The 23,551-nt window shown below is 66.6% G+C and carries 20 protein-coding genes; 11 read left to right on the top strand and 9 right to left on the bottom strand.

What is annotated here, in order from left to right; genetic code table 11:
- Nucleotides 1-26: 26 nt before the first annotated feature.
- From hemH to U1708_RS08760, 3 genes are all read right to left on the bottom strand, one after another.
- Entirely contained in the window at nt 27-1,034 is a 1,008-nt protein-coding gene (hemH, locus tag U1708_RS08770; protein WP_332744769.1) for a ferrochelatase, read from the bottom strand.
- Nucleotides 1,031-3,217: a xanthine dehydrogenase family protein molybdopterin-binding subunit gene (locus U1708_RS08765; protein WP_332744767.1), complete on the bottom strand. Its 2,187-nt coding sequence runs from the start codon at nt 3,215-3,217 to the stop codon at nt 1,031-1,033. The genes hemH and U1708_RS08765 overlap by 4 nt, the downstream gene beginning before the upstream one ends.
- A 157-nt stretch (nt 3,218-3,374) precedes the next feature.
- Nucleotides 3,375-5,078: a class I adenylate-forming enzyme family protein gene (locus U1708_RS08760; RefSeq protein ID WP_332744765.1), complete on the bottom strand. Its 1,704-nt coding sequence runs from the start codon at nt 5,076-5,078 to the stop codon at nt 3,375-3,377.
- Nucleotides 5,079-5,115: 37 nt separating this feature from the next.
- On the opposite strand from U1708_RS08760, the gene lgt reads away from it, so the two are divergent.
- From lgt to U1708_RS08730, 6 genes are all read left to right on the top strand, one after another.
- Nucleotides 5,116-6,051, top strand: a complete 936-nt coding sequence (gene lgt / locus U1708_RS08755; protein ID WP_373458523.1) for a prolipoprotein diacylglyceryl transferase — start codon at nt 5,116-5,118, stop codon at nt 6,049-6,051.
- A gap of 51 nt (nt 6,052-6,102) precedes the next feature.
- Nucleotides 6,103-7,203, top strand: coding sequence for a class I SAM-dependent methyltransferase (locus U1708_RS08750; RefSeq protein ID WP_443030020.1), 1,101 nt, complete (start codon nt 6,103-6,105; stop codon nt 7,201-7,203).
- On the top strand, nt 7,200-7,712 hold the full coding sequence (locus U1708_RS08745) for a GNAT family N-acetyltransferase (RefSeq protein WP_332744760.1): 513 nt from the start codon (nt 7,200-7,202) through the stop codon (nt 7,710-7,712). The genes U1708_RS08750 and U1708_RS08745 overlap by 4 nt, the downstream gene beginning before the upstream one ends.
- A 159-nt stretch (nt 7,713-7,871) precedes the next feature.
- Nucleotides 7,872-8,630 (top strand): peptidoglycan editing factor PgeF, encoded by a 759-nt coding sequence (gene pgeF, locus U1708_RS08740; RefSeq protein ID WP_332744758.1) that lies wholly within the window; start codon nt 7,872-7,874, stop codon nt 8,628-8,630.
- Nucleotides 8,631-8,719: 89 nt separating this feature from the next.
- Complete coding sequence (locus U1708_RS08735) at nt 8,720-10,066, top strand: cystathionine gamma-synthase family protein (RefSeq protein WP_332744756.1); 1,347 nt, start codon at nt 8,720-8,722, stop codon at nt 10,064-10,066.
- Between the two features lie 120 nt (nt 10,067-10,186).
- Entirely contained in the window at nt 10,187-10,705 is a 519-nt protein-coding gene (locus U1708_RS08730) for a phosphoribosyltransferase (RefSeq protein WP_332744754.1), read from the top strand.
- A 327-nt stretch (nt 10,706-11,032) separates the two neighbouring features.
- Here U1708_RS08730 and U1708_RS08725 read toward each other — a convergent pair whose 3' ends face one another.
- Nucleotides 11,033-11,419 carry a glycine zipper 2TM domain-containing protein gene (locus U1708_RS08725; protein WP_332744751.1) on the bottom strand — a complete coding sequence of 129 codons (387 nt, stop codon included), beginning with the start codon at nt 11,417-11,419 and terminating at the stop codon, nt 11,033-11,035.
- 155 nt (nt 11,420-11,574) lie between these two features.
- On the opposite strand from U1708_RS08725, the gene U1708_RS08720 reads away from it, so the two are divergent.
- Nucleotides 11,575-12,600, top strand: coding sequence for an esterase-like activity of phytase family protein (locus U1708_RS08720; protein ID WP_332744749.1), 1,026 nt, complete (start codon nt 11,575-11,577; stop codon nt 12,598-12,600).
- 96 nt (nt 12,601-12,696) lie between these two features.
- Here the strand turns inward: U1708_RS08720 and rpmB are convergent, their stop codons facing one another.
- Complete coding sequence (gene rpmB / locus U1708_RS08715) at nt 12,697-12,996, bottom strand: 50S ribosomal protein L28 (protein WP_131586953.1); 300 nt, start codon at nt 12,994-12,996, stop codon at nt 12,697-12,699.
- Nucleotides 12,997-13,156: 160 nt separating this feature from the next.
- Here rpmB and U1708_RS08710 point away from each other — a divergent pair, with 160 nt between their 5' ends.
- Complete coding sequence (locus tag U1708_RS08710) at nt 13,157-13,375, top strand: hypothetical protein (protein ID WP_332744744.1); 219 nt, start codon at nt 13,157-13,159, stop codon at nt 13,373-13,375.
- A gap of 60 nt (nt 13,376-13,435) precedes the next feature.
- Nucleotides 13,436-13,864 carry a nucleoside deaminase gene (locus U1708_RS08705; RefSeq protein WP_332744742.1) on the top strand — a complete coding sequence of 143 codons (429 nt, stop codon included), beginning with the start codon at nt 13,436-13,438 and terminating at the stop codon, nt 13,862-13,864.
- Nucleotides 13,865-14,006: 142 nt separating this feature from the next.
- Here the strand turns inward: U1708_RS08705 and pepN are convergent, their stop codons facing one another.
- The gene (gene pepN / locus U1708_RS08700; RefSeq protein ID WP_332744740.1) at nt 14,007-16,595 is read right to left on the bottom strand and encodes an aminopeptidase N; all 2,589 of its coding nucleotides are present in this window, start codon (nt 16,593-16,595) and stop codon (nt 14,007-14,009) included.
- A 106-nt stretch (nt 16,596-16,701) separates the two neighbouring features.
- On the opposite strand from pepN, the gene U1708_RS08695 reads away from it, so the two are divergent.
- Nucleotides 16,702-18,399, top strand: coding sequence for a M28 family metallopeptidase (locus U1708_RS08695; protein WP_332744738.1), 1,698 nt, complete (start codon nt 16,702-16,704; stop codon nt 18,397-18,399).
- On the top strand, nt 18,396-19,232 hold the full coding sequence (locus U1708_RS08690) for a Rossmann-fold NAD(P)-binding domain-containing protein (RefSeq protein ID WP_332744736.1): 837 nt from the start codon (nt 18,396-18,398) through the stop codon (nt 19,230-19,232). The genes U1708_RS08695 and U1708_RS08690 overlap by 4 nt, the downstream gene beginning before the upstream one ends.
- On the opposite strand, the gene U1708_RS08685 is transcribed toward U1708_RS08690, so the two are convergent.
- The 3 genes from U1708_RS08685 to U1708_RS08675 form a co-directional block, all read right to left on the bottom strand.
- The gene (locus U1708_RS08685) at nt 19,145-20,068 is read right to left on the bottom strand and encodes a DMT family transporter (protein ID WP_332744734.1); all 924 of its coding nucleotides are present in this window, start codon (nt 20,066-20,068) and stop codon (nt 19,145-19,147) included. The two genes, U1708_RS08690 and U1708_RS08685, sit on opposite strands and share 88 nt — an antisense overlap.
- Nucleotides 20,065-21,066, bottom strand: coding sequence for a threonine aldolase family protein (locus tag U1708_RS08680; RefSeq protein WP_332744732.1), 1,002 nt, complete (start codon nt 21,064-21,066; stop codon nt 20,065-20,067). Before U1708_RS08680 ends, U1708_RS08685 begins: the two co-directional genes overlap by 4 nt.
- Before the next feature lie 193 nt (nt 21,067-21,259).
- A complete protein-coding gene (locus U1708_RS08675) occupies nt 21,260-23,413 on the bottom strand; it encodes a transglycosylase domain-containing protein (protein WP_332744730.1) in 2,154 nt (717 codons plus the stop codon).
- Nucleotides 23,414-23,551 lie beyond the last annotated feature (138 nt).

The raw sequence follows: 23,551 nt of genomic DNA, 5'->3' as shown, positions 1-23,551 counted from the left end.
TCCTAGGTTCAGCCTTTTGGGGGAGGCTAGCCAGCCCGCACCCATCCTTCAAGCTCGCGCGCCAAAATGCTGCGCAACATTTCCACGCCGACCGGGCTGTCGTTGAGGCAGGGGAGATAAGCGAAGTGCGTGCCGCCTGCTTCCTCGAAGCTCTCACGCCCGCGGATCGACAGCTCCTCAAGCGTCTCGAGACAATCGGCGGAGAAGCCCGGCGCGAAGATCGCTACCTTGGTCTTGCCGGCCTTGGCGAGCGCCACCAGCGTCTCGTCGGTCGCCGGGCCGAGCCACTTCTGCGGCCCGAACCGCGACTGGAACGCGATCGTCAACTCGCGGCCCATGCGTTCGCCGAGCAATCGCGCGGTTTTCTGGCAGTGGCAGTGGTAGGGATCGCCCTGCTGCAACGTCCGCTTCGGCATCCCGTGGAAGCTGGCGACGATCGCATCGGGGGTGAAATCGAGCGCGGCAAGGCCCTCTTCGAGCGAGTCCTTCAATGCGTCGATATACAGCGTGTCGTCATAATAAGGCGGCAGCGTGCGGATCGCCGGCTGCCAGCGCAGCCCGGCGAGATGCTTGAACGCCTTGTCGTTCGCGGTTGCAGTCGTTGCTGCGCAATATTGCGGATAGAGTGGCGCGAGCAGGATGCGTTCGCAGCCCGCCGCCTTCATCGCCGTCAGCCGGTCCGAAATCGAGGGATTGCCGTAGCGCATCGCCCAGTCGACCAGCACTTCCGGCCCGAACGAATCCTTCAGCGCCGCCGCCTGCAACCGGGTGATTGCAGCGAGCGGCGAGCCATCGTCGCGCCAGACCTGCGCATAGGCGTGGGCGGACTTTTTCGGGCGGGTGTTGAGGATGATGCCGCGCAGGATTGGTTGCCACGCGATCTGCGGGATTTCGACGACGCGCGAATCGGACAGGAACTCGCCGAGATAGCGCTTTACCGATTTCGCATCGGGGCCATCGGGCGTGCCGAGGTTCATCAGCAACACGCCGATCTTCGGCTTGGGAATCGGGGGGTGATCGGGGGGCAGGGTCATGACGCTGGTCTTAAAGGCAAATTGCGGATGCGGAAGCCCGTTGACGCATAGAGTGCATTGGCGATCGCCGGCGCGACCGCGGGGACGCCGAGTTCGCCGACGCCGCCGGGGGCTTCGTCGCTGCGGATCAATTCGACGGTGATGTCGGGCGTGTCGGCGAGGCGGGGCAGCGCGATCGTGTCGAACCCGCGTGCGTCGGCAAGGCCGCGGGTGAAGCCGGTCGCGGCGCCGAGTGCCGAGGCCATGCCGAAGATCAGACCGCCCTCGATCTGCTGGCGGACGATGTCGGGATTGATCTGAGCGCCGCAATCCACCGCGGCGACGAGGCGGTCGACCACCGGGCGCTGGTTCGGGCCCATGTGCGCCTCGGCCATCACGGCGATGTAGCTGCCTCGGAACGCGTGGGCTGCGATACCCTGGCCGCTGCCCGCGATACCGCCGTTCCAGCCGCCGAGTGCCGCTGCGGTCGAGAGACAGCGGGCGAGCCGCGGTTCGCCGCCGAGCATGCCGATGCGGAACGACATCGGTTCGGATTGCGCCGCGCGCGCGAGTTCGTCGAGGAAGCATTCGGTGAAGAACGCGGTGTAGCCATGTGCGCCGCCGCGAAGGTGGCCGGTCGGGATGCCGATCTCGGCGGGGTGGTGGTCGATCGCATAGGCGGGGATGCGGTAGGCGGGCGTTGCGCCTGCCACGGCGTAGCGATCACCTTTCACGCCGATCAGCGCGGATTCGGTGGCGAGCCCCGGCATCATGCGGCGTGCCATCTCGGCGCCGGTGGCGGGGGCGGCGATGGTCGCGCTCCAGCCCATGATCGCGCCGTTGGGGGCGAGCCGTGCGGCCATCTTCGCGACTGCGGGTGCGCGGTAGTGGTCGTGGAGCGAGTCCTCGCCGCGCGACCAGACGAGGCTGACCGGGCGGCGGAGTTTGAGCGCGAGGACGGCGGCTTGCTCGGCGACGTCGTGTTCGAGTGCTGCGCCGAACGATCCGCCGATCAGCATCGGGTGGACGACGACCGCATCCTCGCTGAGGTTCGCCGCGCGCGCCGCCGCCGATCGTGCAAGACCGGGTGCTTGAGTCGCTAGCCAGAGTTCGAGGCGGCCGTTCGAGAAGGAGGCGGTCGCGTTGCGGGTCTCGATCGCTGCGTGCAGGCCGAGACCGGCGCGGTAGGTTGCGGTGACGAGCTTGGCGCCCTGGAACGTCGCGGCGACGTCTCCGGTCTCCGCCATCCGCATGCCGGGACGTGCGAGCGCGGCGTCCAGGGCTGCTTCGATCGACTCTGTGTCCGGGAGCGAGGCGTCGTTCTCGAACCGTGGCGCGAGCGCGTCGAGCGCCTTTTGTGCGGCCCACCCTGTCGTCGCGACTGCGGCCACCCAGCGCGGGTTCTCGACCACCGATAGCACGCCGCGGATGCGATCCGCAGCGGCGCGGTCGACCCTGGTCAGGCGACCGCCGACCGGGCCTTGGCGGATCGCCGCGTGAACCATGTCGGCGAGGCGAACGTCACCTGCGAAGTTCGCCGAGCCATCGACCTTCGACGGGGTGTCGAGGCGGGGTACGGACTTGCCGACGAGCTTGCCCGCGCCCTGGATGCCGAGCGGGAGGGGGGCGGGGAGCGTGAACTTCGCGGCCTCCTCGGCGAGCTCGGCAAAGCGGATGCGCTTGGCTTGATATGTGCAAAAGCCGGCCTCGGCGTTGACTTGGGTCCAGTCGGCGTCCCAGCGTTTGGCCGCTGCCATGCAGAGCAGCGCGCGGGCGCCTGCACCGGCCTCGTGGCAGGCTTGTTCGAACATCCGGATCGAACTGGATCCGCCGGTCAGCATCGGTGGCTGCGGGGTGCCATCCGGGAGGCGGTCGAACAGGCCTTCGAACAGGTCGTGCGTGCCGATCGGGTTGGCGTAGAGCGGGTTGAGCGGGGCGGGCTCGACACCGATCGTGCGCCAGTCCGCGCCGAGCTCGTCCGCGACGATCTGGGGGAGGGTGGTGTAGACTCCCTGGCCGTGCTCGACCTGCGGAACGGCGACGGTGACGTGGCCGTCGGTGCCGATCTTGAGCCATGCGCCGAACGGGGTTTCGCTGGGGTTGGCGACGAGGTTGGGGGCGTAGGTTCGGGGCCAGAGGCTCCAGGCTACGACTAGGCCGACGCCCGCGCCTCCGCTAATGAGTAGGCCGCGCCTGTTGATCATGAGTGGGCTCTAATCCTTCTCCCCAACGGGGAGAAGGTGGCGCGAAGCGTCGGATGAGGGGGCGTGGGTCTCCAGGACCGTGCCGGGAGTCTCACTGCCCCTCTCCCTTCCGTCGCCTACGGCTCCTCCCTCCCTCTCCCCGGAGGGGCGAGGGACGTTAAGCCAGCGCTCGGTATGTTGCCTTGAGCGAGACCTTGTCGATCTTCTCCGTCCCCAGCCTCGGCAGCGGCTGCTCCGAAATCCAGATCCGCTGCGGCACCTTGAACGCGGCGATGTGCTGGTGGAGGAACGCGCACAGGTCGTCCGCCGTTAGCGCCTCGCCGTCCTGCGGCACGACCACTGCGCCGGGGACTTCGCCGAAGCGCTCGTCCGCGAGGCCGAAGACGGCGGCCTCCGCGACGGCCGGGTGCTCGTACAGCGCCGCCTCGACCTCCTGGCACGAGATGTTCTCGCCACCGCGGATGATGATATCCTTCTTGCGGTCGACGATGAACAGATAGCCGTCCTCGTCGAGGTAACCGATGTCGCCGGTCCGGAAATAGCCGTCCGAGGTGAACGCAGCGGCGGTCGCGTCCGGGCGGTTCCAATATTCCTTGAAGTTGCAGATCGAGCGGATGCAGACCTCGCCGCGCTGGCCCTGGTCGACCGGGTGGCCGGCATCGTCGAGGATCGCGAGGTCGACCAACGGCGCGCCGGCGCGGCCGGCGGAATTGGGCTTGGCGAGGTAGTTGCTGCGCCAGTTGCCGGTGCCGACGGCGTTGGTTTCGGTCAGGCCGTAGCCGATCAGCGGTGCGCCCCCCTTGCCATCCGGGCCGCCCATCTCCTCGTCGATGCGGCGGACGTGATCGACCGGGCGCGGCGCGCCACCCGCGGCGAAATCGGTGACGGTCGACAGGTCGTAATTGGCACGATCGGGGTGATTGAGGATCTCGAAGCTCATCAAGGGCACGCCGACGAAATACGTGACACCCTCCGCCTCGATCAGCCGCATCGCCTCGCCCGCATCCCATTTCGGCATGAGCACCAGTTTCCGCCCCATCGCGAAGCTCTGCAGGAACACCGGCACTTCCCCGGTGATGTGGAACAGCGGGATCGTCAGCAGCGTGACCGGCTGGCCGACCGGCGGATTGCCCTGCGCGGTGGCGATGCCGACCATCATCATCGCCTGGCCGAGATAGTTGAAGATGCCCTGCACGACCGCGCGGTGCTCGGACAATGCGCCTTTCGACTGGCCGGTCGAACCGCTGGTGAACAGGATCGTCGCATGATCCTCCGGCCCGAGCAGCGGCAGGTCGGCGGTGTGGTCGTCCTTTGCGAACACGGCTCCGAGCGCTTCGGCAAGCGGTCGCGAATCATCGATCTCGACCACCGGTGCGCGCAGGGCCGCGATCTGCGCGAGTCGCTTCACCCGCGGCGGATCGGCGAACACGAGGGCGCAATCGACCTCGCCGATCGCCGTTTCCAATTCCTCCGACTGCCACCAGCCGTTGAGCAACGTCGCGACGCCGCCGGCCATTATGATGCCCATGTAGAGCACGATCCACGACGGCGAGTTGCGCATCGCGATGCCGACCCGGTCGCCCTTGGTGATGCCGTACCCGCCGACGAGGGCGCGCGCGGTTCTCTCCGCGGCAGCGTAGACTTCGCCGAACGTCAGCCGCTCGGCGCCCGATACCAGGAAGACGGCGTCGCAATGCTCGTTGGCGTAGTGTGCGAAATAATAGCTGAGTGCGGGCGGCGCGGCGGCGATCGTCGGCAGCTTCACCCCGAACCGCTCGACAGAACCGAGCGCCAGCATACCGTCGGGCGCGGTCAGCGCGGCCATCGTCGAATCCATAGCTAGGTCCAGCTCGGTCCGCATATCGCTCTCCTACTTGGTCTTATCGTTATCGCTCTTTATGCAGGGGCGAACGCGTGGGGAAAAGCCTTTGATCCTGTCGACCATCACCGCCGCTGCGGGCGCCGCAGCGCCTGCCGTCGGCAGTCACATCCGCTTCGAGGATCTGGGGCTCCACCCCGACGTCTTCTCGATCGGCTTCTTCACGCTGCGCTGGTACAGCCTTGCCTATATCGGTGGGATTCTGCTCGGCTGGTGGTACCTGCTGAAGCTGCTCGCACAGCCCGGCGCACCGATGGCGCGGCGTCATGCCGACGACCTGGTATTCTATGCAACGTTGGGCATCATCCTCGGCGGGCGGCTCGGCTATGTGATCTTCTACGCACCCGAGATGTTCCTGCATCCGCTGCGCATCTTCCGGCTCTGGGATGGCGGCATGTCGTTCCATGGCGGGGTGATCGGCACGTCGATCGGGCTGATCCTGTTTGCGCGGAAACACCAGCTCAACTGGTTGCGCGTGCACGATTATATCGCGTGCTGCGTCCCCTTCGGGCTGTTCTTCGGGCGGCTGGCGAACTTCGTCAACGGCGAGCTGTGGGGCAAGCCGACCGACGTCGCCTGGGGGATCATCTTCGAGCGCACCGTGCCGTTCGGGATGGTCGAGCCGGCGCGGCATCCGAGCCAGCTCTACGAGGCGGGGCTGGAGGGCATAGTCCTGTTCGCGCTGCTGTGGTTCGCGTTCTGGAAAACCAAGGCGCGGTACGATCCGGGCAAGCTCGTCGGACTGTTCGTGCTAGGCTACGGCCTCGCCCGGTTCACGGCCGAGTTCTTCCGCGAGCCCGATTCGCAGTTGCGGGCCTTTGCCGAGTCGACCGGGCTGCACATGGGGCAGTGGCTGTGCGTGCCGATGATTCTCGGTGGCGCGTATCTGGTCGCAACGTCGGCCAAGCGGCGGGTGCGGGTCGAGTCGATCGCGGGTACGCAGAGCGTCGCCTAGCTCCCCTCCCGCTTGCGGGAGGGGTTGGGGGAGGGCATGGCCGCAAACGTCATGGCCAAAGATTCTCCAGCCCCTCCCCTAACCCCTCCCGCAAGCGGAAGGGGGATAGATACCGCCCTCCCGGAACGCCTTGCCCGAGCGATCGCGCTCGCAGGTCCGATACCCGTCGCGCAGTACATGGCGGCCGCTAACGCGCACTACTATGCGACCCGCGATCCGCTGGGGGCGGGGGGCGATTTCACCACTGCGCCTGAGATCAGCCAGATGTTCGGCGAACTCGTCGGGCTGTGGTGTGCCGATCTTTGGGACCGCGCTGGCCGCCCGGATGTGGCTTGGGTTGAGCTCGGCCCCGGTCGAGGAACGCTTGCCGCCGATGCTACGCGCGCGATGGCAAAGGCTGGGCTTCAACCGCCCGTACATTTCGTCGAAACCAGCCCAGCGCTGCGCGCGGCCCAGGCCGAGCGCGTGCCCGCCGCGATCTGGCACGACGCGATCGACACGCTGCCGACCGATCGGCCGCTGATCGTCGTCGCCAACGAGTTCTTCGACGCGCTGCCGATCCGTCAACTCGTCAAGCGCGAGCAGTGGCACGAACGCCTCGTCGCCGCGCAGGACCTGCTGTTCCTGCCGATCGCGGGCAAGCCGCTGCCCGATGCGGTGATCCCCGAACCGTTCCGCGAGGCTGCCGCCGGTTCGATTCTCGAAACCTCGCCTGCGGCCGTCACGATCATCCGCGGCCTTGCCAAGCGGATTGCGGCGCAGGGCGGTGCGCTGATCGCGGTCGACTATGGTTATGAGGGGCCGGCGCTCGGCGACACGTTGCAGGCGGTGCGCGGGCATGCGTTCGCCAATCCGTTCGAGGCGCCGGGCGAGCACGACCTGACCGCGCATGTCGACTTCACCACGCTCGCCGCCGCCGCGCAGGCCGAGGGTGCGGTCGCGTGGGGGCCGGTGACGCAGCGCGATTTGCTCGGTGCATTAGGCATCGATTCGCGCACGTCGGCGCTGGCAAAGGCATCGCCCGATCGCGCCGAGGCGCTGGGGGCGGACCGGCAGCGGCTGATGGGCGATATGGGGACGCTGTTCAAAGCGCTGGCGATCACTGCGCCGTCCTGGCCGACCCCGGCGGCGTTCGCGGGGTGGGGTGCATGATCGCCTATCGCAACGCCATCCCGGCGGACGGACCCGAGCTCGCCGCGATGGCGAAGCGGTCGTTCACCGACACGTTCGGCACGCTGTATCGGCCCGAAGATCTTGCCGTGTTTCTCGACCAGACGTTCGGTGAAAAGGGGCTTCCGGCGCAGCTGTCCGACCCTGCCTTCACGGTGCGCGTTGCGGTGGACGAGTCGGGCGAGATCGTCGGGTTTGCCAAGATCGGACCTGTCGCGTTTCCCGGCGACTGGCCTGCGACCGCTATCGAACTCCATCAGCTTTATGTGCGCGGCGACCAGCATGGCGCGGGCGTTGGCCCGGCGTTGATGGATTGGGCGATCGAGGTCGCACGTGCCGACGGGCGGACGGAGATCATCCTAAGCGTGTATGTGGACAACCACCGGGCGCACCGGTTCTACCAGCGGTACGGATTCGTCGAGATCGGGCGGTATGTGTTCATGGTCGGCGAGCAGCCGGATGATGACCGGATCATGCGGCTCGTGTTGTGATGGTCTGCACTACCGTTACCGTGCCGAACTACACCACCCCGGCGAAGGCCGGGGCCCAATTGGAGAGGTCGTGGTAACGATGCGCAGTCCTCTGTCAGCAGAGTCCCCCAATTGGGCCCCGGCCTTCGCCGGGGTGGATAAGTGGGTGGGGCGGGCGATATGAACATCGACGTCATCCGTGCGAAGTCGCTGGGCGACATCCCGCACGGCTTTCTTGGCCGTCGTGGCGGCGTGTCGACGGGGGCGTATGCGAGCCTCAACGTCGGCATCGGCTCTGACGACGATCTCGACAGCATCGCCGAGAACCGCCGTCGCGCGACCGAAGCCGTCCTGCCGAGCGCGAAGCTCGTCGGTCTCTACCAGGTCCATTCCGCCGACGCGGTCACTGTCACCGAGCCGCTCGACGACGCGCTTCGTCCGCACGCCGACGCGCTGGTCACCAACCGCCCGGGCCTAGCGCTCGGCATCCTCACCGCTGATTGCGCGCCGGTGCTGTTCGCCGACGCCCAAGCCGGCGTCGTCGCCGCCGCGCATGCCGGTTGGAAAGGCGCGCTCGGCGGCGTCACCGATGCGACGATCCTCGCGATGGAAGCGATCGGCGCGCACCGCGACCGGATCGTCGCCGCAGTCGGGCCGTGCATCGCGCGCGCCAGCTACGAGGTCGACGACGGCTTCATCCGCCGGTTCTGCGAGGCGGACCCGGAGAACGAGCGCTTCTTCGCCGATGGCCGTGCCGACCACTATCAGTTCGATCTCGAAGCCTATGTCGTCAGCCGTCTCGCGATCGCCGGGATCGGCCGGATCGAAGCGCTCGGGCTCGACACCTATACCGATGAGGACCGCTTCTTCAGCTATCGGCGCGCGACCCATCGCGGCGAGCCCTCCTATGGGCGCCAGATCAGCATTATCGGGCTGTAACGGGGGCCTGTAACGGGTCCCAAATCCTGCATGGCTCGTTTAGACCCTGCACATCGGCCCGCGCCAGACGGGCCACGCAGGAGCATATGATGTCCGATACCCCGAACAATGCGAACGAAACCGAAGCCGACCTGACCGGCGTCGCCGCACGTGTTGCGCCCAAGCCCGAGGTCGAGAAGATCGGCGGGCGCAAGCTGAAGCCGTCGACGCTGATGATGGGCCACGGTTACGACCCAGCGCTGTCGGAAGGCTCGCTGAAGCCGCCGATCTTCCTCACCTCGACCTTCGTCTTCCCCAACGCCGCGGCGGGCAAGCGCCACTTCGAAGGCGTCACCGGCAAGCGTCCGGGCGGCGCGGAGGGACTCGTCTATTCGCGCTTCAACGGGCCGAACCAGGAGATTCTCGAGGATCGCCTCGGCGTGTGGGAAGAGGCGGAGGATGCGCTCGCCTTCTCGTCGGGGATGTCGGCGATCGCCACGCTGTTTCTCGCGATGGTCAAGCCGGGCGACACGATCGTCCATTCGGGGCCGCTTTATGCCGCGACCGAGACGCTGATCGGCCGCGTGCTCGGTAAGTTCGGCGTGAAGTGGCTCGACTTCCCGGCTGGCGCGACGCGCGAGGAGATCGACGCGGTGATGACCGAGGCGGCGACCGGCAACGTCGCGCTGATCTATCTCGAAAGCCCTGCGAACCCGACCAACGCGCTGGTCGACGTCGAGGCGGTTGCCGCCAGCCGTGACGCGATCTTCGCCGCGGGCAATGGGGGTGAGAAACCGCCGATCGCGATCGACAACACGTTCCTGGGGCCGCTGTGGTTCCAGCCGCTCAAGCATGGCGCGGATATCGTCGTGTATTCGCTGACGAAATATGTCGGTGGGCATTCGGATCTGGTGGCGGGCGGCGTGCTCGGCACGAAGGAGCATATCAACACGATCCGGACGATGCGGAACACGATCGGGACGATCACCGATCCGAATACCGCGTGGATGTTGTTGCGGTCGCTCGAGACGCTAGAGCTGCGCATGAGCCGGGCGGGCGAGAATGCCGCGAAGGTCTGCGGTTTCCTGCGGCATCATCCGAAGGTCGAGCGCGTTGCGTATCTTGGTTTCCTCGAGGACGAGCCCGGCATGGAGCGGCAGGCGGACATCTATCGCCGTCATTGCACCGGCGGTGGCTCGACCTTCTCGCTGTACCTCAAGGGCGGCGAGCGCGAGAGTTTCGCGTTCCTCGACGCCTTGAAGATCGCCAAGCTCGCGGTGTCGCTGGGCGGAACCGAGACGCTGGCGAGCCATCCGGCGGGGATGACGCATCTGTCGGTGCCCGATGCGCGGAAGCAGGCGCTGGGGATTACGGACAACCTCGTCCGGATTTCGATCGGGGTGGAGGATCCGGACGATCTCATCGCCGATTTCGAGCAGGCGCTGGAGACGATCTAAGTAGTGTTCTCCCACGAACGCGGGAGTCCAGGGTTACGATCGATGTACCTTTAACCCTGGGCTCCTGCTTTCGCAGGAGAACGGCTAGCTCTCGCAATGGCAAGTCGGTAGCGTCCAAGAATGCCGATTTTCACCCCTATCCCGCAGAACGAGTTCGTCGCCGCGATCCACATCCTCGCCGCCAAGTTGGTCGAGGATACCGAATGGAAACCCGATTACATCATCGGCGTTGGCCGCGGCGGGCTCGTGCCGGCGGTGTTTCTCAGCCATGCGATCGGGTTGCCGACGCTGTCGGTTGATTATTCCAGCCAGGTGAAGGACTTTGCCGACGAACCGCTGGTAAAGCTTGCCGCGCGGACGCGGGATGGCGAGCGGTTGCTGTTTCTCGACGACATCAACGATTCCGGGCGGACGATCACGCATCTGCGCGGGGCGCTGGCTGCGGCGGAAGCGGTCGAGGGGGCGGTGCGGTTTGCTATGCTGATCGATAACCTCAGCTCGGCGGAGCGGATCGACTATAGTGCGCGGGTTATCGACCGGGCGGTGACCAAGGACTGGTTCGTGTTCCCTTGGGAGGCGGTCGCGCCGGCGACGGCGATTGCCGAGGATGCGGCGGAGGTGCCCGAGCGGATCGCCTGACTGAGCTTCTCCCCTCCCTGGAAGGGAGGGGCCGGGGGTGGGTTGGCCAGCTTTGGTCGCAACCGTGCCGTGATACGGAAGCCGACCCACCCCCAACCCCTCCCTTCCAGGGAGGGGAGCAGTAGACGAACAAAGGGCCGGCTTCCGAACGGGAAGCCGGCCCTCGCCCTCGATACGCTACGCGAGGGAACTGGGAAACTGGTGAGGCCCGGGCCGGCGGGGCGCGACGTCGGCGAAGCCGTCGTCGGTCGGGTCAGGCGCTGCCTGCCCGCCGTCCGTGCTGGCGCTTGCTCGCTTTCGCTCGCATCGGCCCGGGCGTTGCCGGACTTAGCGCCGGCAGTACCGCGGGTTATCCGACTTATCGATCGCATTGCCGGCAAGGCCACCACCGGCAGCGCCGAGGACTGCACCTAGCGTGCGGTCACCGCGACCGGCGATGGTGTGTCCGAGAAGGCCACCGGCCAACGCGCCGACGATCGTGCCACCGCTGTTGTCGCAACCGCGACGGCTGCGGGCGTTGTAGTTGTAGCGGCGATCGTTGCCGCGATACTGGCGATAGCCACGATCGTAGCCACCGTCGCGATAGCCGCCCTGATAGCCATCGTAGGCACGCTCGTAGCGCGAGCCATAACGCTGCGCATCGGCGGCGGCGGGAACGAGGGCGGTCGCACCCAATGCGAGGGCACTGGCGGCGAGGGTAAAAGTCTTGAACATCGTGCGTCTCCCGTTGGGGATTTCGGCGGCGGCGTTTGCCGTGCTTCCATCCTCGATGAGACGCTTATGGGTGATTCGCATTGAGCCGAGCCTGAATGCCTCCGTTATCCGCTGTTCATGCTTCCGTGGATCGCCGGACATCCTATGAGGACGCGATGCGGCGCCTGATCACTGTCCTGTTCGTCGCCGGGAGCGTCTGCGCGATCGTGCCGACTTGGTCGGGCGAGGCGCGGCTCGACCTGCTCGGCAAGCGGGCGCAGCTGACTGCGACGCGTGTGATGCTCGATCGCACCAACCCGCGACGCGTGCGCGTCGGTGGCCTCAACTATCTGGGCGGCGTGGCGCTCGCCAGTCGCGATCGGGCGTTCGGTGGGTTTTCGTCGCTCGACGTCGCGCCGACCGCGACGGGTAATCGCTTCACGATGCTGAGTGACGGCGGCAACATCGTTCAGTTCGACATGGGGGCCGACTGGCTCCCGCATCGTGTCGCGTTCAAGAACCTGCCCGCTGGCCCCGGCATCGGCTGGGAGAAACGCGACCGCGACAGCGAATCGGTGGCGATCGATCGGGTAACGGGAAAGATCTGGGTCGGGTTCGAGGATGCCAACTCAATCTGGCGCTATGCTTCGGGCTTTGCGCGGTACGAGGCGCGGGTGGCGCCCGAGGCGATGCGGAAATGGCCTACCAATGGCGGTCCCGAGTCGATGGTGCGACTGCCCGATGGGCGATTCGTCGTCATCAGCGAGGAGGCGCATGTCCGGCGGCCGGACTGGTCCGGGTCGGAGACGGCGCGGTTGCACACGCGGCAGGCGCTGATCTTTGCGGGCGATCCGACCGGGGCGGGGGTGCCTGAGCGATTCGCGTACCAACCGTTCGGGCAGTACGACCCATCGGACGTCACCGCGCTGCCGAACGGGGATTTGCTTGTGCTCGATCGCGGTTTCCGGCTGCCGTTCACGTTCTCGGCACGGATATCGCGGGTGGCAGCGGAGGACGTTGCGGCGGGGCGAATCGCTCGTGGCCGTCTGATCGCTACGATCGATGCGCCGCTGATCCACGACAATTTCGAGGGGATCGACACGACGGTCGAGAGCGGCAAGACGATCGTGTGGATCGTGTCCGACGACAACCAGATGTTTCTCCAGCGCACGCTGCTGCTGAAGTTCCGGCTAGATCGCTGACTGCACAAACGCCGACGGCCCGCCCTGCGAGGTGCAGGGCGGGCCGCGGTGATCGTCTTGTCCGCCGCTATGAAGCGGGGACCTCAACCGTCGCTGTTAGGCGGCGACTGCCGACGATGCGATCTTCTTGACGACTTCGCGCTTCAGGCGACGAACGCGGAGCGACAGCTTGTCGTCCGAGACCTTCACCAGCCAGTTGTCGAGGCCGCCATTATGCTCGACGGTGCGCAGGCCATGCGTCGAGACGCGCAGCTTGACGCCCTTCTCGAGCGAGTCGGAGAGAAGCGTGACGTTCTGCAGGTTCGGCAGGAACGTGCGCTTGGTCTTGTTGTTGGCGTGGGAGACGTTGTTCCCGACCATCCGGCCCTTGCCGGTCAGTTCGCAGATGCGCGACATGTGATTACCTATTCAAGTGTCGGGAGGAACCCCGGAAAGGCGCGCGGATAGCTGGCACGCCGGCTTTCGTCAACCGATTGCGCGCAAAACGTGTCTTGCAACCGGCGTCGTTCGCGGACGTTGTTACGCTATCGAACTGTTCAAGAAAAGGGGATGTTCTATGCGTACGCTCTTGTCGCTGCTCGCAATCGTCGTGCTGGTCGTAGTCGGCCTGATGTATTTCGGGATCATCAACATCGACCAGACCCGCCCGGGAATGGTCCAGACGCCGAAGTTCCAGGCCGACGTCGGCAAGGTCACCCTGGGTACCGAGAACAAGACCGTGGCGGTGCCGACGATCAATGTCGAGAAGCCGGGTAACAGTCAGGCCCCGAACTGAGCTTTACGGAAGGGGGCAGCGCGGGCAGGGCTTGAGGCCATGTTCCCTATTCCCGAACCCATGCACCGCGCACTCGACGCGGCCCGCGAGGCGGCGCTGGCTGGGGAAGTCCCGGTTGGCGCCGTCGTCGTGAAGGACGGCATCGTTATCGCTGTGGGTGCCAATGCGCCGCGGGCGTTGTCCGACCCGACTGCGCATGCCGAGATCCAGGCGATTCGCGCTGCGGCGTTGGCGTTGGGCAGTGACCGGCTTGAGGGATGCGACCTTTGGGTAACGCTGGAGCCCTGCGCGATGTGCGCCGGTGCAATCGCGCATGCTCGTATAGCGCGGCTCTATTATGGGGCGCCCGATGCGAAGGGGGGCGCGGTCGAGCATGGGCCTCGGTTTTTTGGTCAGCCGACGTGCCATCATTGGCCCGAGATTTATGCGGGGATTGCGGAGACCGAGGCGGCGGGGATCCTGCGGGAGTTCTTTGCGAGTCGGAGGTAGGTCGGCCGAGTCGCGCTAGGCCCCACGCCCCCTTCCCGTTCGCCCTGAGCGCAGTCGAAGGGTGTGCCCCAAGAGAGGGTGCTTCGACTTCGCTCAGCACGAACGGGAGGGGCGGGGGCGCCTGTTCGAAGCCCCTAGAGCGTTAGCCCTCCAGACTCTTCGACGCCTGCTCGAACAAATCCTTCGACAGCCCCGGCGTCCGAACGATCCGCTCCAGTTCCGCGCGCATCAGCCCAGCCCGACCCGCATCGAACCGGCGCCAGCGGCCCAGCGGCGGCAGGAGTTTCGCCGCGGTCTGTGGGTTCAGGCGGTCGAGCGCGATCAACTGGTCCGCGAGGAACCGATAGCCACTCTCGTCGGCGGTATTGAAAGCCCGCTGGTTCGCGCCGAACGCGCCGATCAGCGAGCGGGCACGATTGGGATTGGTCAGGGTGAAGTCGGCATGCTCGGCCAGTGCGGCAACGACCGCGCCGGTATCGTCGCGCGACGATTGCGCCTGCGCCTGGAACCATTTGTCCAGCACCAGCGGGTTATCGCAATATTGGCTGTAGAAGATGTCGAGCGCGGTGGTCCGGATGTCGGATGTGCTGCTGACCAATGTCGTCAGCGCGCCCATCCGGTCGGTCATGTTGTCCGCCGAATCGAACTGCGCGAAGGCGAGGTCCGCCGCATCCGCCGCGCCGCTCGCCGCGATATAGCCGAGCGCGACCGACCGCAGGCGACGCAGGCCCTTGCCTTCCGGAGTATAGGCGTAGGGCTGGCCCTCACCCCGCGCGTAAGCCTGCCGCCACTGCGTCTCCAGACGCGTGCCGAGATCTCGGCGCAGCGCCTCGCGGGCGCGGAAGATCGCCTCGGGATCGACGATCTTCATCTGGTCGCCGATGAAGCTCTCCGACGGCAGCAGCACCGCCTCCGCGACGAACGCGAGATCGAGATCGGTATTTGCGAGCGTGTTCGCGACCGCGGCGATCACGGCCGCGTGATCCACGCGCCCCTTGACCGAGGCGACCAGCGTATCGAGCATCAACTGCTGCATCGCCTCGTAGCGCGCGAACGGATCGTCGTCGTGCGCACTGAGGAAGGCGAGATCGGCGGCGGTGCGGTCGCTCTCGACCACCACCGGCGCGGAGAAGCCGCGGTTGATCGACAGCACCGCGCGTTCGGTGAGGCCTTCGAATTCGATCGTGTCGAGCGTGTCGCCGAACAGGACGAGGCGTTCGTCGGTCAGCGCCGCGCCTGTTTCGGCGCCGAACAGCTTGATGCGCAACGGCAGGACCATCTGCGACTTGACCGGCTGGCCGGGCGTCGCGGGTACCTGCTGCGCGAGCCGCAACGTCGCGCGGTCGCCGTCCTGCGAAAGGCTGGCGGAAACACGTGGCGTGCCCGCCTGCGAATACCAGAGGCGGAACTGGGTGAGGTCGACCTTGCCGCCTTCCTCCATCGAGGTGACGAAATCCTCGCAGGTCGCCGCCGTCCCGTCGTAGCGGTCGAAATACAGGTCGGTGCCGGCGCGGAAGCCCTCGGGTCCGAGGATCGCGGCCATCATCCGGATCAGCTCGGCGCCCTTGTTGTAGATCGTCGCGGTGTAGAAGTTGGAGATTTCCTGATACGATTCAGGCCGCACGGGATGCGCGAGGGGACCGGAGTCCTCAGGAAATTGCGAGGCGCGCAAACCGCGGACGTCCTCGATCCGCTTGACCGCGCGCGAACCCTGGTCGGCGGAAAAGCCCTGGTCGCGATAGACCGTAAAACCTTCCTTCAACGATAGCTGGAACCAGTCGCGGCAGGTGATCCGGTTGCCCGACCAATTGTGGAAATATTCGTGCGCGACGACCGCGGCGATCGCGTCGTAATCGTAATCGGTCGCGGTATCCGGGTCGGCCAGGATGTAGCGCGAGTTGAAGATGTTGAGGCCCTTGTTTTCCATCGCGCCGAAGTTGAAATCGTCGACCGCGACGATGTTGAACACGTCGAGGTCGTACTCGCGGCCATAGGTCGTCTCGTCCCACGCCATCGCGAGTTCAAGCGCCTTCAGCGCGTGGTCGGTCTTGGGCAGGTCGGCTTCGCGCACCCAGATGCCGAGCGACACTTTGCGGCCCGACATCGTCGTGAAACTGCTGCGGTTTACAGCAAGATCGCCCGCGACCAGCGCGAACAGATAGGAGGGCTTTGGGAACGGGTCATGCCAGGTCGCCCAGTGACGGCCGTCTTCGAAATCGCCCTGCTCGACCGGATCGCCGTTCGCGAGCAGCACGGGGAAGTGCTTCTTGTCCGCGGTCATCCGGACCGAATAGACGCTAAGCACGTCGGGGCGGTCGGGGAAATAGGTGATGCGGCGGAAGCCCTCCGCCTCGCACTGCGTGCAGAGATTACCGCCCGACGCGTAGAGTCCCATCAACTGCGTGTTGCGATCGGGGGCGATCTCGACCTGCGTCTCGACGATATGCGCGGCGCCGGTAAGCGGGATGACGAGTTGCTCGCGGTCGATCCGCCAGTCGTTGATCGCGACGCCGTCGACCGTGACCGACAGTGGTTTTTGCCCAGCGCCGTCGAGCCGCAGCGGTGCGCTGTGATCGCCGTTGCGCGTGACCGACAAGGTAGCGGTGACACGCGTGGTCGACGGATCGAGGTCGAACTCCAGCTTCGTCTCGGGGACCAGCCATTCCGGCGGGGTGTAATCCTCGCGGCGAATGACGAGCGGGTGGGCGAGACTGTTCTGGATATCGAGCATATGCTTGCGAATATAGGGCCGTGGCCACCTATCGCCAGCCAAAGCTTGCGCGGGTGTCGGTGCATGCTACGTCGCTGCAACACGTTCCCTTTGCTAGGATTTCCGGATGTATCGTCCTCTCGGCGCGCTCGCGGTGCTCGCGCTTTCTACGTCTGCGCTGGCTCAGACTGCGCCCGTTGCGGCTCCGAACACAGCCGAGTTGAACGCCAGGCTCGCCGCGCCGCTACCCGCCGATCAGGCAGCGATGAAGGCACACGTGCTGTTCCTCGCATCGGACGCGATGAAGGGTCGCGAGGCTGGCAGCCCCGAGTTCGATATCGCCGCGCAATATGTCGCCGCGCAATTCTATGCGGCTGGGCTTCGCCCCGGTGGCGATGCGGGCGGTTATCTCCAGGCAGTGCCGCTGGTGTCGTACAAGGCGGCGAGCAAGGGCGACTTCGTCTGGACCGGTCGCGGGGCGGCCCAACCGCTCGTGTTTGGTCAGGACTATGTGCCCGCAGCGAACGGTGCGAAGGCGGAGACCAGCGTTTCGGCGCCCGTCGTATTCGTCGGCTACGGTATCGACGCGCCGCAATATGGCCAGGACGATTACAAGGGCGTCGACGTGCGCGGCAAGATCGTCGCGTATTTCGGCGGCTCGCCTACGCGGTTCGGTGGCGAGGAGCGCGCGTTCTTCGGGTCGAGCGGCACCAAGGCGGCGATCGCGCAGGCCAAGGGCGCAGTCGGCGTGATCACGTTGGAGAGTCCGCGATCGGCTAAGGTCCGGACGTTCGCCAAGCTGGCGGACTCCTATGCGACGCCGCGGATGACGTGGGCGAACCCGGACGGCACCGGCAAGGTCGACGCGCCCGGCGCGCCGTCGCTCGGTACGGTCAGCATGGCCGGCGCGGCCAAGCTTTTTGCTGGTGCGAAGATGCATTGGAGCAAGGTCGTGAAGCAGGCGGACAGCGACAATGCGAAGTTCAAGGCGGTGCCCTTGGTCGGCACGCTGACGGTCGCGACCAAGACGGGTTTCGTGCCCGCCGCGAGCAGCAACGTCGTCGGCATGATTCCCGGCAGCGATCCGGTGGTCGGCAAGGAGGTCGTCGTGCTGTCGGCGCATCTCGATCACATCGGCATCACCAAGCCGATCGCCTCTGATAAAAAGGGGGGCGATGCGCTGAACAACGGCGCGCTCGACAATGCTATCGGCATCGCCAGCCTGATCGAGGAGGCCAAGCGCTTCAAGGCCAGCGGGCAGGGGCCCAGGCGCACGCTCCTGTTCCTGGCCGTCACCGGCGAGGAGAAAGGGCTGGTCGGCAGCGATTACTTTACCAATCACCCGACCGTGCCGCTGACCTCGATCGTCGCGGACGTGAACCTCGACATGCCGATCCTGACCTACAAGTTCGAGGACATGGTCGTGTTCGGCGCCGAGCGTTCGACGATCGGCCCGATCGTACGACACGCGGTGGCCGCGATCGGTGTCGGCCTGTCGCCAGATCCGATGCCGGAAGAGGGCATCTTCGTCCGCTCCGATCACTTCCGCTTCGTCCAGAAGGGCATCCCGTCGGTGTTCCTGTGGCCGGGTCAGAAGGGGCCGGGCAAGGCGGCGGTCGCGTATTTCATGGCGAACAATTATCACAAGCCGTCGGACGACCTGACGCAGCCGATCCTGTGGGATCAGGGCGTGCGGTTCGTCGATGCGAACTACCGGATCGCGCGCGAGATCGCCGATGGCGCGCAGCGGCCGGTGTGGAATGCGGGCGATTATTTCGGGACGTTGTACAAGGGGCCGATGGCAACGACCGGGACGATGAAATGAGCCGACTGCTGATCTTCGGGCTGGGCTACACCGCGGGGCGGATCGCCGAACGGCTGGCCGCGGACGGCTGGTATGTCGTCGGCACGACGCGCGACGGGCGAGGCGATACGATCCGGTTCGACGACGTGGACGCGGTGACGGCGGAGATCGCGGCGGCAACGCATATCCTGTCGTCGGTGCCGCCCGAGCACGAGGCGGACCCCGTGCTCGGGCGCTACGGTTCGCTGTTACTGCGGACGCGCGCGTGGATCGGGTATCTGTCGTCGACCGGGGTGTACGGCGATGCGCAGGGCGCGTGGGTGGACGAGACTGCGCCGATCGGTGGTGGTCGTCGGACTGCGCGGGCGGCGGCGGATGCGGACTGGCTGGCCATTGGTGCGCGGACGTTCCGGTTGCCGGGGATCTATGGTCCCGGCCGCTCGCCGCTCGACCGGGTGCGGCAGGGCAAGGCGCACCAGATCGAGCAACCCGGCCAGGTGTTCAGCCGCGCGCATGTCGACGACATCGTCTCGGGGGTGATCGCCGGGTTCGATGCGCCTGCGGGGGCGTACAACATCGCGGACGATGTGCCCGCGTCGCAGAACGACGTCGTGGCGTTCGCGGCGATGCTGCTCGGGATGCCCGCGCCGCCGTTCGTGACGCTCGAGGAACTCTCGGCGATGGGGCGCGGCTTCTATAACGAGAACCGGCGGGTCGCGAACGGCAAGGCCAAGCGGGTGCTCGGCTGGACGCCCGCGTGGGCAGACTACCGTGCCGGCCTGCGGGCGCTGAGCGCGATGACCAGGCCGATGCCCGACAATACCGCGCCGGCGACCGCCAGCGTCGACCAGTGATAGCGCTCGAAGATCGTGGATAGCAGCATCGCGATCACCGGCACGATGACGCCCGAATAGGCCGCCTTGGCCGGGCCGATCGCGCGGATCACGTTGAAGTAGAGCGGGAAGGCGAGCGCCGACGCGAACACGCCGAGATAGAGGATGCCCGCGACATAGCCGAAGCGCGGCTCGAACACCGGTGGTCCGGTGGTGATCCACGCGAACGCGGCGTCGAGGCTCGCGCCGATCAGCATCGCCATCGCGAGCGTCGGGGCCATCGGATAGCGCTTGGCGAACGCGCTGCCCTGGATGACGTTGGCGACCGACGCGGCCATCACGCCGCACAGCGTCAGGACGATGCCGATCGTCGCCGAGCGCGGCCCGTGCGGATCGACGCGTGCTTCGTTGACGAACAGCAGCGCGACCCCCGCCATCGCCACTGCGCACCCTACCATCAGCTGTCGCCCGAGGCGCTGCTTGAGGAAGATGCGGCCGAAGATCGCGTTGGGGACGAGCAGGAGCGCGAACACCACCGCGACGAGCCCGGACGTCACATAATGCTCGGCGCGGTAGACGAAGTTGAAGTTGAACGTGAACAGCGCGATGCCGATCACTGCCGCAAATGCGTAGCCGCGGGCGTCGAACTTGAAGCTCTCGCGCTTGATGCTCGCGTAGATCGCCATGGCGATGCCGGCGACGAGGAAGCGGTAGCTGATCGACCAGCTCGGCGGGACCACCGCGATCTGGTCGCGGATGACGAGCCAGGTCGAACCCCAGATCAGCGTGACGATGCCGAACGGGATCAGCACCGCGGCTCGCGTAGACTGGGGTGGGTCGGTGGGGCCGGGGGTCATAACTCCCGGATCGCGTCGGCGAGCAAGGCGACTGCGTCCGCCGGGCTGTCCCAGGCGGTTACGAGCCGGATTTCGCCCGCCGCCCAGTCGTAGAAGTCGAAGCCCTTCGCGCGGAGGGCTGCGGCTTCTTCCGGCGTGGCGCGGAGGAAGACTTCGTTAGCTTCGACCGGGTGGACAAGGCGGTTGCCGGCCGCGGCGGCGAGTTTGGCGGCAGCGTCGTTTGCGGCCTTGGCGTTGGCGAGCCAGAGGTCGTCGTCGAGCATCGCGAGGATCTGCGCGGCGAGATACCGCCCCTTCGACAGCAGCAGGCCGGCGCGCTTGCGGCGGTATTGCGTGACGGCGGCGAGTTCGGGTTTGAAGAAGACCAGCGCTTCCGCGCTCATCGCGCCGTTCTTGACGAAGCCGAAGCTCAGCGCGTCGACGCCGGCGCGCCATGTCATGTCCGCGGGCGAGCAGCCGACGCGCGCCATCGCGTTGGCGAACCGCGCGCCGTCCATGTGGAAGCCGAGCCCGCGCTCCTTTGCCAGCGCGCCGATCGCGGCGACTTCGTGGGGCAGGTAGACGCGGCCATATTCGGTGGCGTTGGTGATCGAGATCGCGTGCGGCTGGACGCGGTGGACGTCGTCGGGGATCGCGTCGATGACGGCGCGGATCGTTTCGGGAGTGAGTTTCGCGCCGTCGCCCTCGGCCAGGAACAGCTTGGCACCGTGGGTGTAGAATTCGGGCGCGCCACCCTCGTCGTTCTGGATATGCGCGTCGCGGTGGCAGACGATGCCGCCGTGCGGCGGGCAGAGCGCCGCGAGCGCGAGGCAGTTGGCGGCGGTGCCGGTAGGGACCCAGAGCACCGCGACTTGGGTTTCGAACAGGTCGGACAGGCGGCCGTCGAGCTGCTGGCTCCACGCATCGCCGGCATAGGCGGTGTCGAGCGTGTCGGCGGCGGCGATCGCAGCCATGACGCGGGGGTGGATCGTGGCGGCGTTGTCGGAGAAGAAGCGCATGGTCAGGACATGCTGCGATGCGGTGGTGGCGTCAACGGGGGCCGGGCTTCTGAAGCGCAGATCCAAGCTGCTCTTCCACCCCGGCGAAGGCCGGGGCCCAATTGGGGGCGGTAGATGGCGAAGGACTGCGCATCGTTACAGCGACCTTTCCACTTGGGCCCCGGCCTCCGCCGGGGTGGTGGTGTTTGCGGAATTACTGTCCCTCGTCGAACCCCGGTTCTTCCTCCGGCGGCCTCCGATCATCGCGTGGGGGCGGGCCCTCCTCCCGGTCGCGGCGGGAGGGGCCGACGGAGATCGTGCCGTCCTCGCCCATCTTCAGGTTGAAGCCCATCCCTTCGATCTCGCCACCGAGTGGCAATACCGCATTGTCCTCATCCCCTGACGGCAACGCGTCGGGATCGACCTCCTCGACCGGCGGTGGCGGCGCGGCAACCGGCGCGATTCCCAGTGCGGACTGCATGAAGTCGCGCCAGATCCGCGCCGGGATGCCGCCGCCCGACAGCCCGGGATTGGAGGAATTGTCGTCGTTGCCGACCCACACGCCGACCACCAGATCGCGCGCGAAACCGACGAACAGCGCGTCCTTGTTGTCCGATGTCGTGCCGGTCTTGCCGAACGCGTCGACGGTCAGGTTCGCCTGCCGCCCGGTGCCGTTGCGGATCGAGGCGGCGAGCAGGTCGAGCATCTCGTCGTGGATCTTCGACGGCATCTCGGTCGCGCCGCCGGTCAGCGACTGGTACCAGCCCTTCTCGCGCACGTCGGCAAGCCCGCGCGGCTGCACCGGATATTGCTCGCGGGCGATCGCGGCATAGGCAGCGGTGAGTTCGAGCAGCGACACGGTCGAAGTGCCGAGTCCGATCGTCGCCTCGTTCGGGATCGGCGTCGAGATGCCGAGATCGCGCGCCGCCTTGATCACCGCCTTCACGCCGACCTGTTGCGTGAGGCGCGCGGCTGCCACGTTGGACGAGCGCGCGAACGCCTGGCGCAGCGTGATCGTCCCTTGATAGCGACCGTCGCTGTTCTTGGGCGACCAGTCGCCGATCGTCACCGGACTGTCCTCGATGGTCGAATCGGGGGTCATCCCCTGGCGCATTGCGGCAAGGTACACGAACAGCTTGAAGGTCGAGCCGGGCTGGCGTCGCGCCTGGGTCGCGCGGTTGAATGGGCTCTTGCGGTAATTCTTGCCGCCGACCATCGCGACGACGCGGCCATCGGGACGCATCGCGACGAGCGCGACCTGTGCCTGACGCAGACCCGCGCGCGACACGGTGCGCTCCGCGGCGCGCTGGAGGCGAGGATCGAGCGTGGTCTGGACGGTCGCCTCGGTCTTGATCTCACCAGCCTGGTCGCGCGCCTCGGGGAGGATCCAGTCGGCGAAATAGGTGCCGTTGGGCAATTGCGACGGGCGGCTGCCGAGCACGCGCTGCGGCCGGACCGCGGCGCCCTCGGCCTTGGTGAGGAAGCCGGCATCGACCATCGCGCCGACGACGACGGCTTCCCGCTTGCGCGCGCCTTCGAGGTTGGAGGTGGGGGCAAGACGTGACGGTGCCTTTACCAGGCCCGCGAGCATCGCCGCTTGCCCTACGTTCAATTTGTCGGGCGTGCGGCCGAAATAATGCTTGGCCGCGGCACTGATCCCGTAGGTGTTGTCGCCGAAATAGACGTTCGAGAGATAGCGCGAAAGAATCTCGTCCTTCGACAGCCACGCCTCGAGCCAGAACGCGATCATCGCCTCGCGGATTTTTCGCGTCGCGGTGCGGTCCGAATCGAGGAACGCGTTCTTCGCGAGTTGCTGCGTGATGGTCGAGCCGCCTTGGCGCACGCCGCCCGAGCCGAGGTTCGCCCACGCCGCACGGGCGATGCCGCGCGGATCGACGCCCCAGTGCGAATAGAAGCGCCGGTCCTCGATCGCTAGAAACGCTTGCGTGACGTGCGGCGGGAGCTTGGAGGCATCCACCGACTTGCCGATGATAGCACCGCGTCGCGCGATCGGCGTGCCGTCGTCCGCGGTCAGCGTGATCGAGGGGGGTGTCGGCGGTTGGAGCGACTTCGACAGCGGCGCAGTGATCGCCAACCAGATGATCGCGATAACAAGCAGGACGATACCGACGCCGAATCCGCGCAGGATCCAGCGACCGATCGGGCGGCGCGGGCGTGGCGCACGGGGGGCGACATAGGGCGCGCCGAAGTCGCGATCATAGGGTTCCGGGTCTTCGCCGTCCCGCTCGGCTTCATATTTCTGGCGCAGGCGTTCGCGTTCGGTAATCAGCCGCTCGCGCTCATACGCATAGGGCTCGCGGTCGCCACGCGAGCTGGAACGGTCGGGGTCGAAGGGATCGGGGCGCATCGGATCGTTCCAGCGGGTCGGCCAACGGGCGGACTTTTAGTGTGTTATCGTTCTATGACAGCTTGGGCAAGCCTATGCGCATGCCTAACGTGTACCGGGGCTTAGCGACAGCGCTCGTGGTGCCCGCCGAACGAGAAC

Source organism: Sphingomonas arabinosi, assembly GCF_036663715.1.
In the GTDB taxonomy this organism is placed as follows: Bacteria; Pseudomonadota; Alphaproteobacteria; order Sphingomonadales; family Sphingomonadaceae; genus Sphingomonas.
The sequence above is the reverse complement of the archived record's forward strand: the minus strand, read 5'-3'. Positions and strand labels throughout refer to the sequence as shown.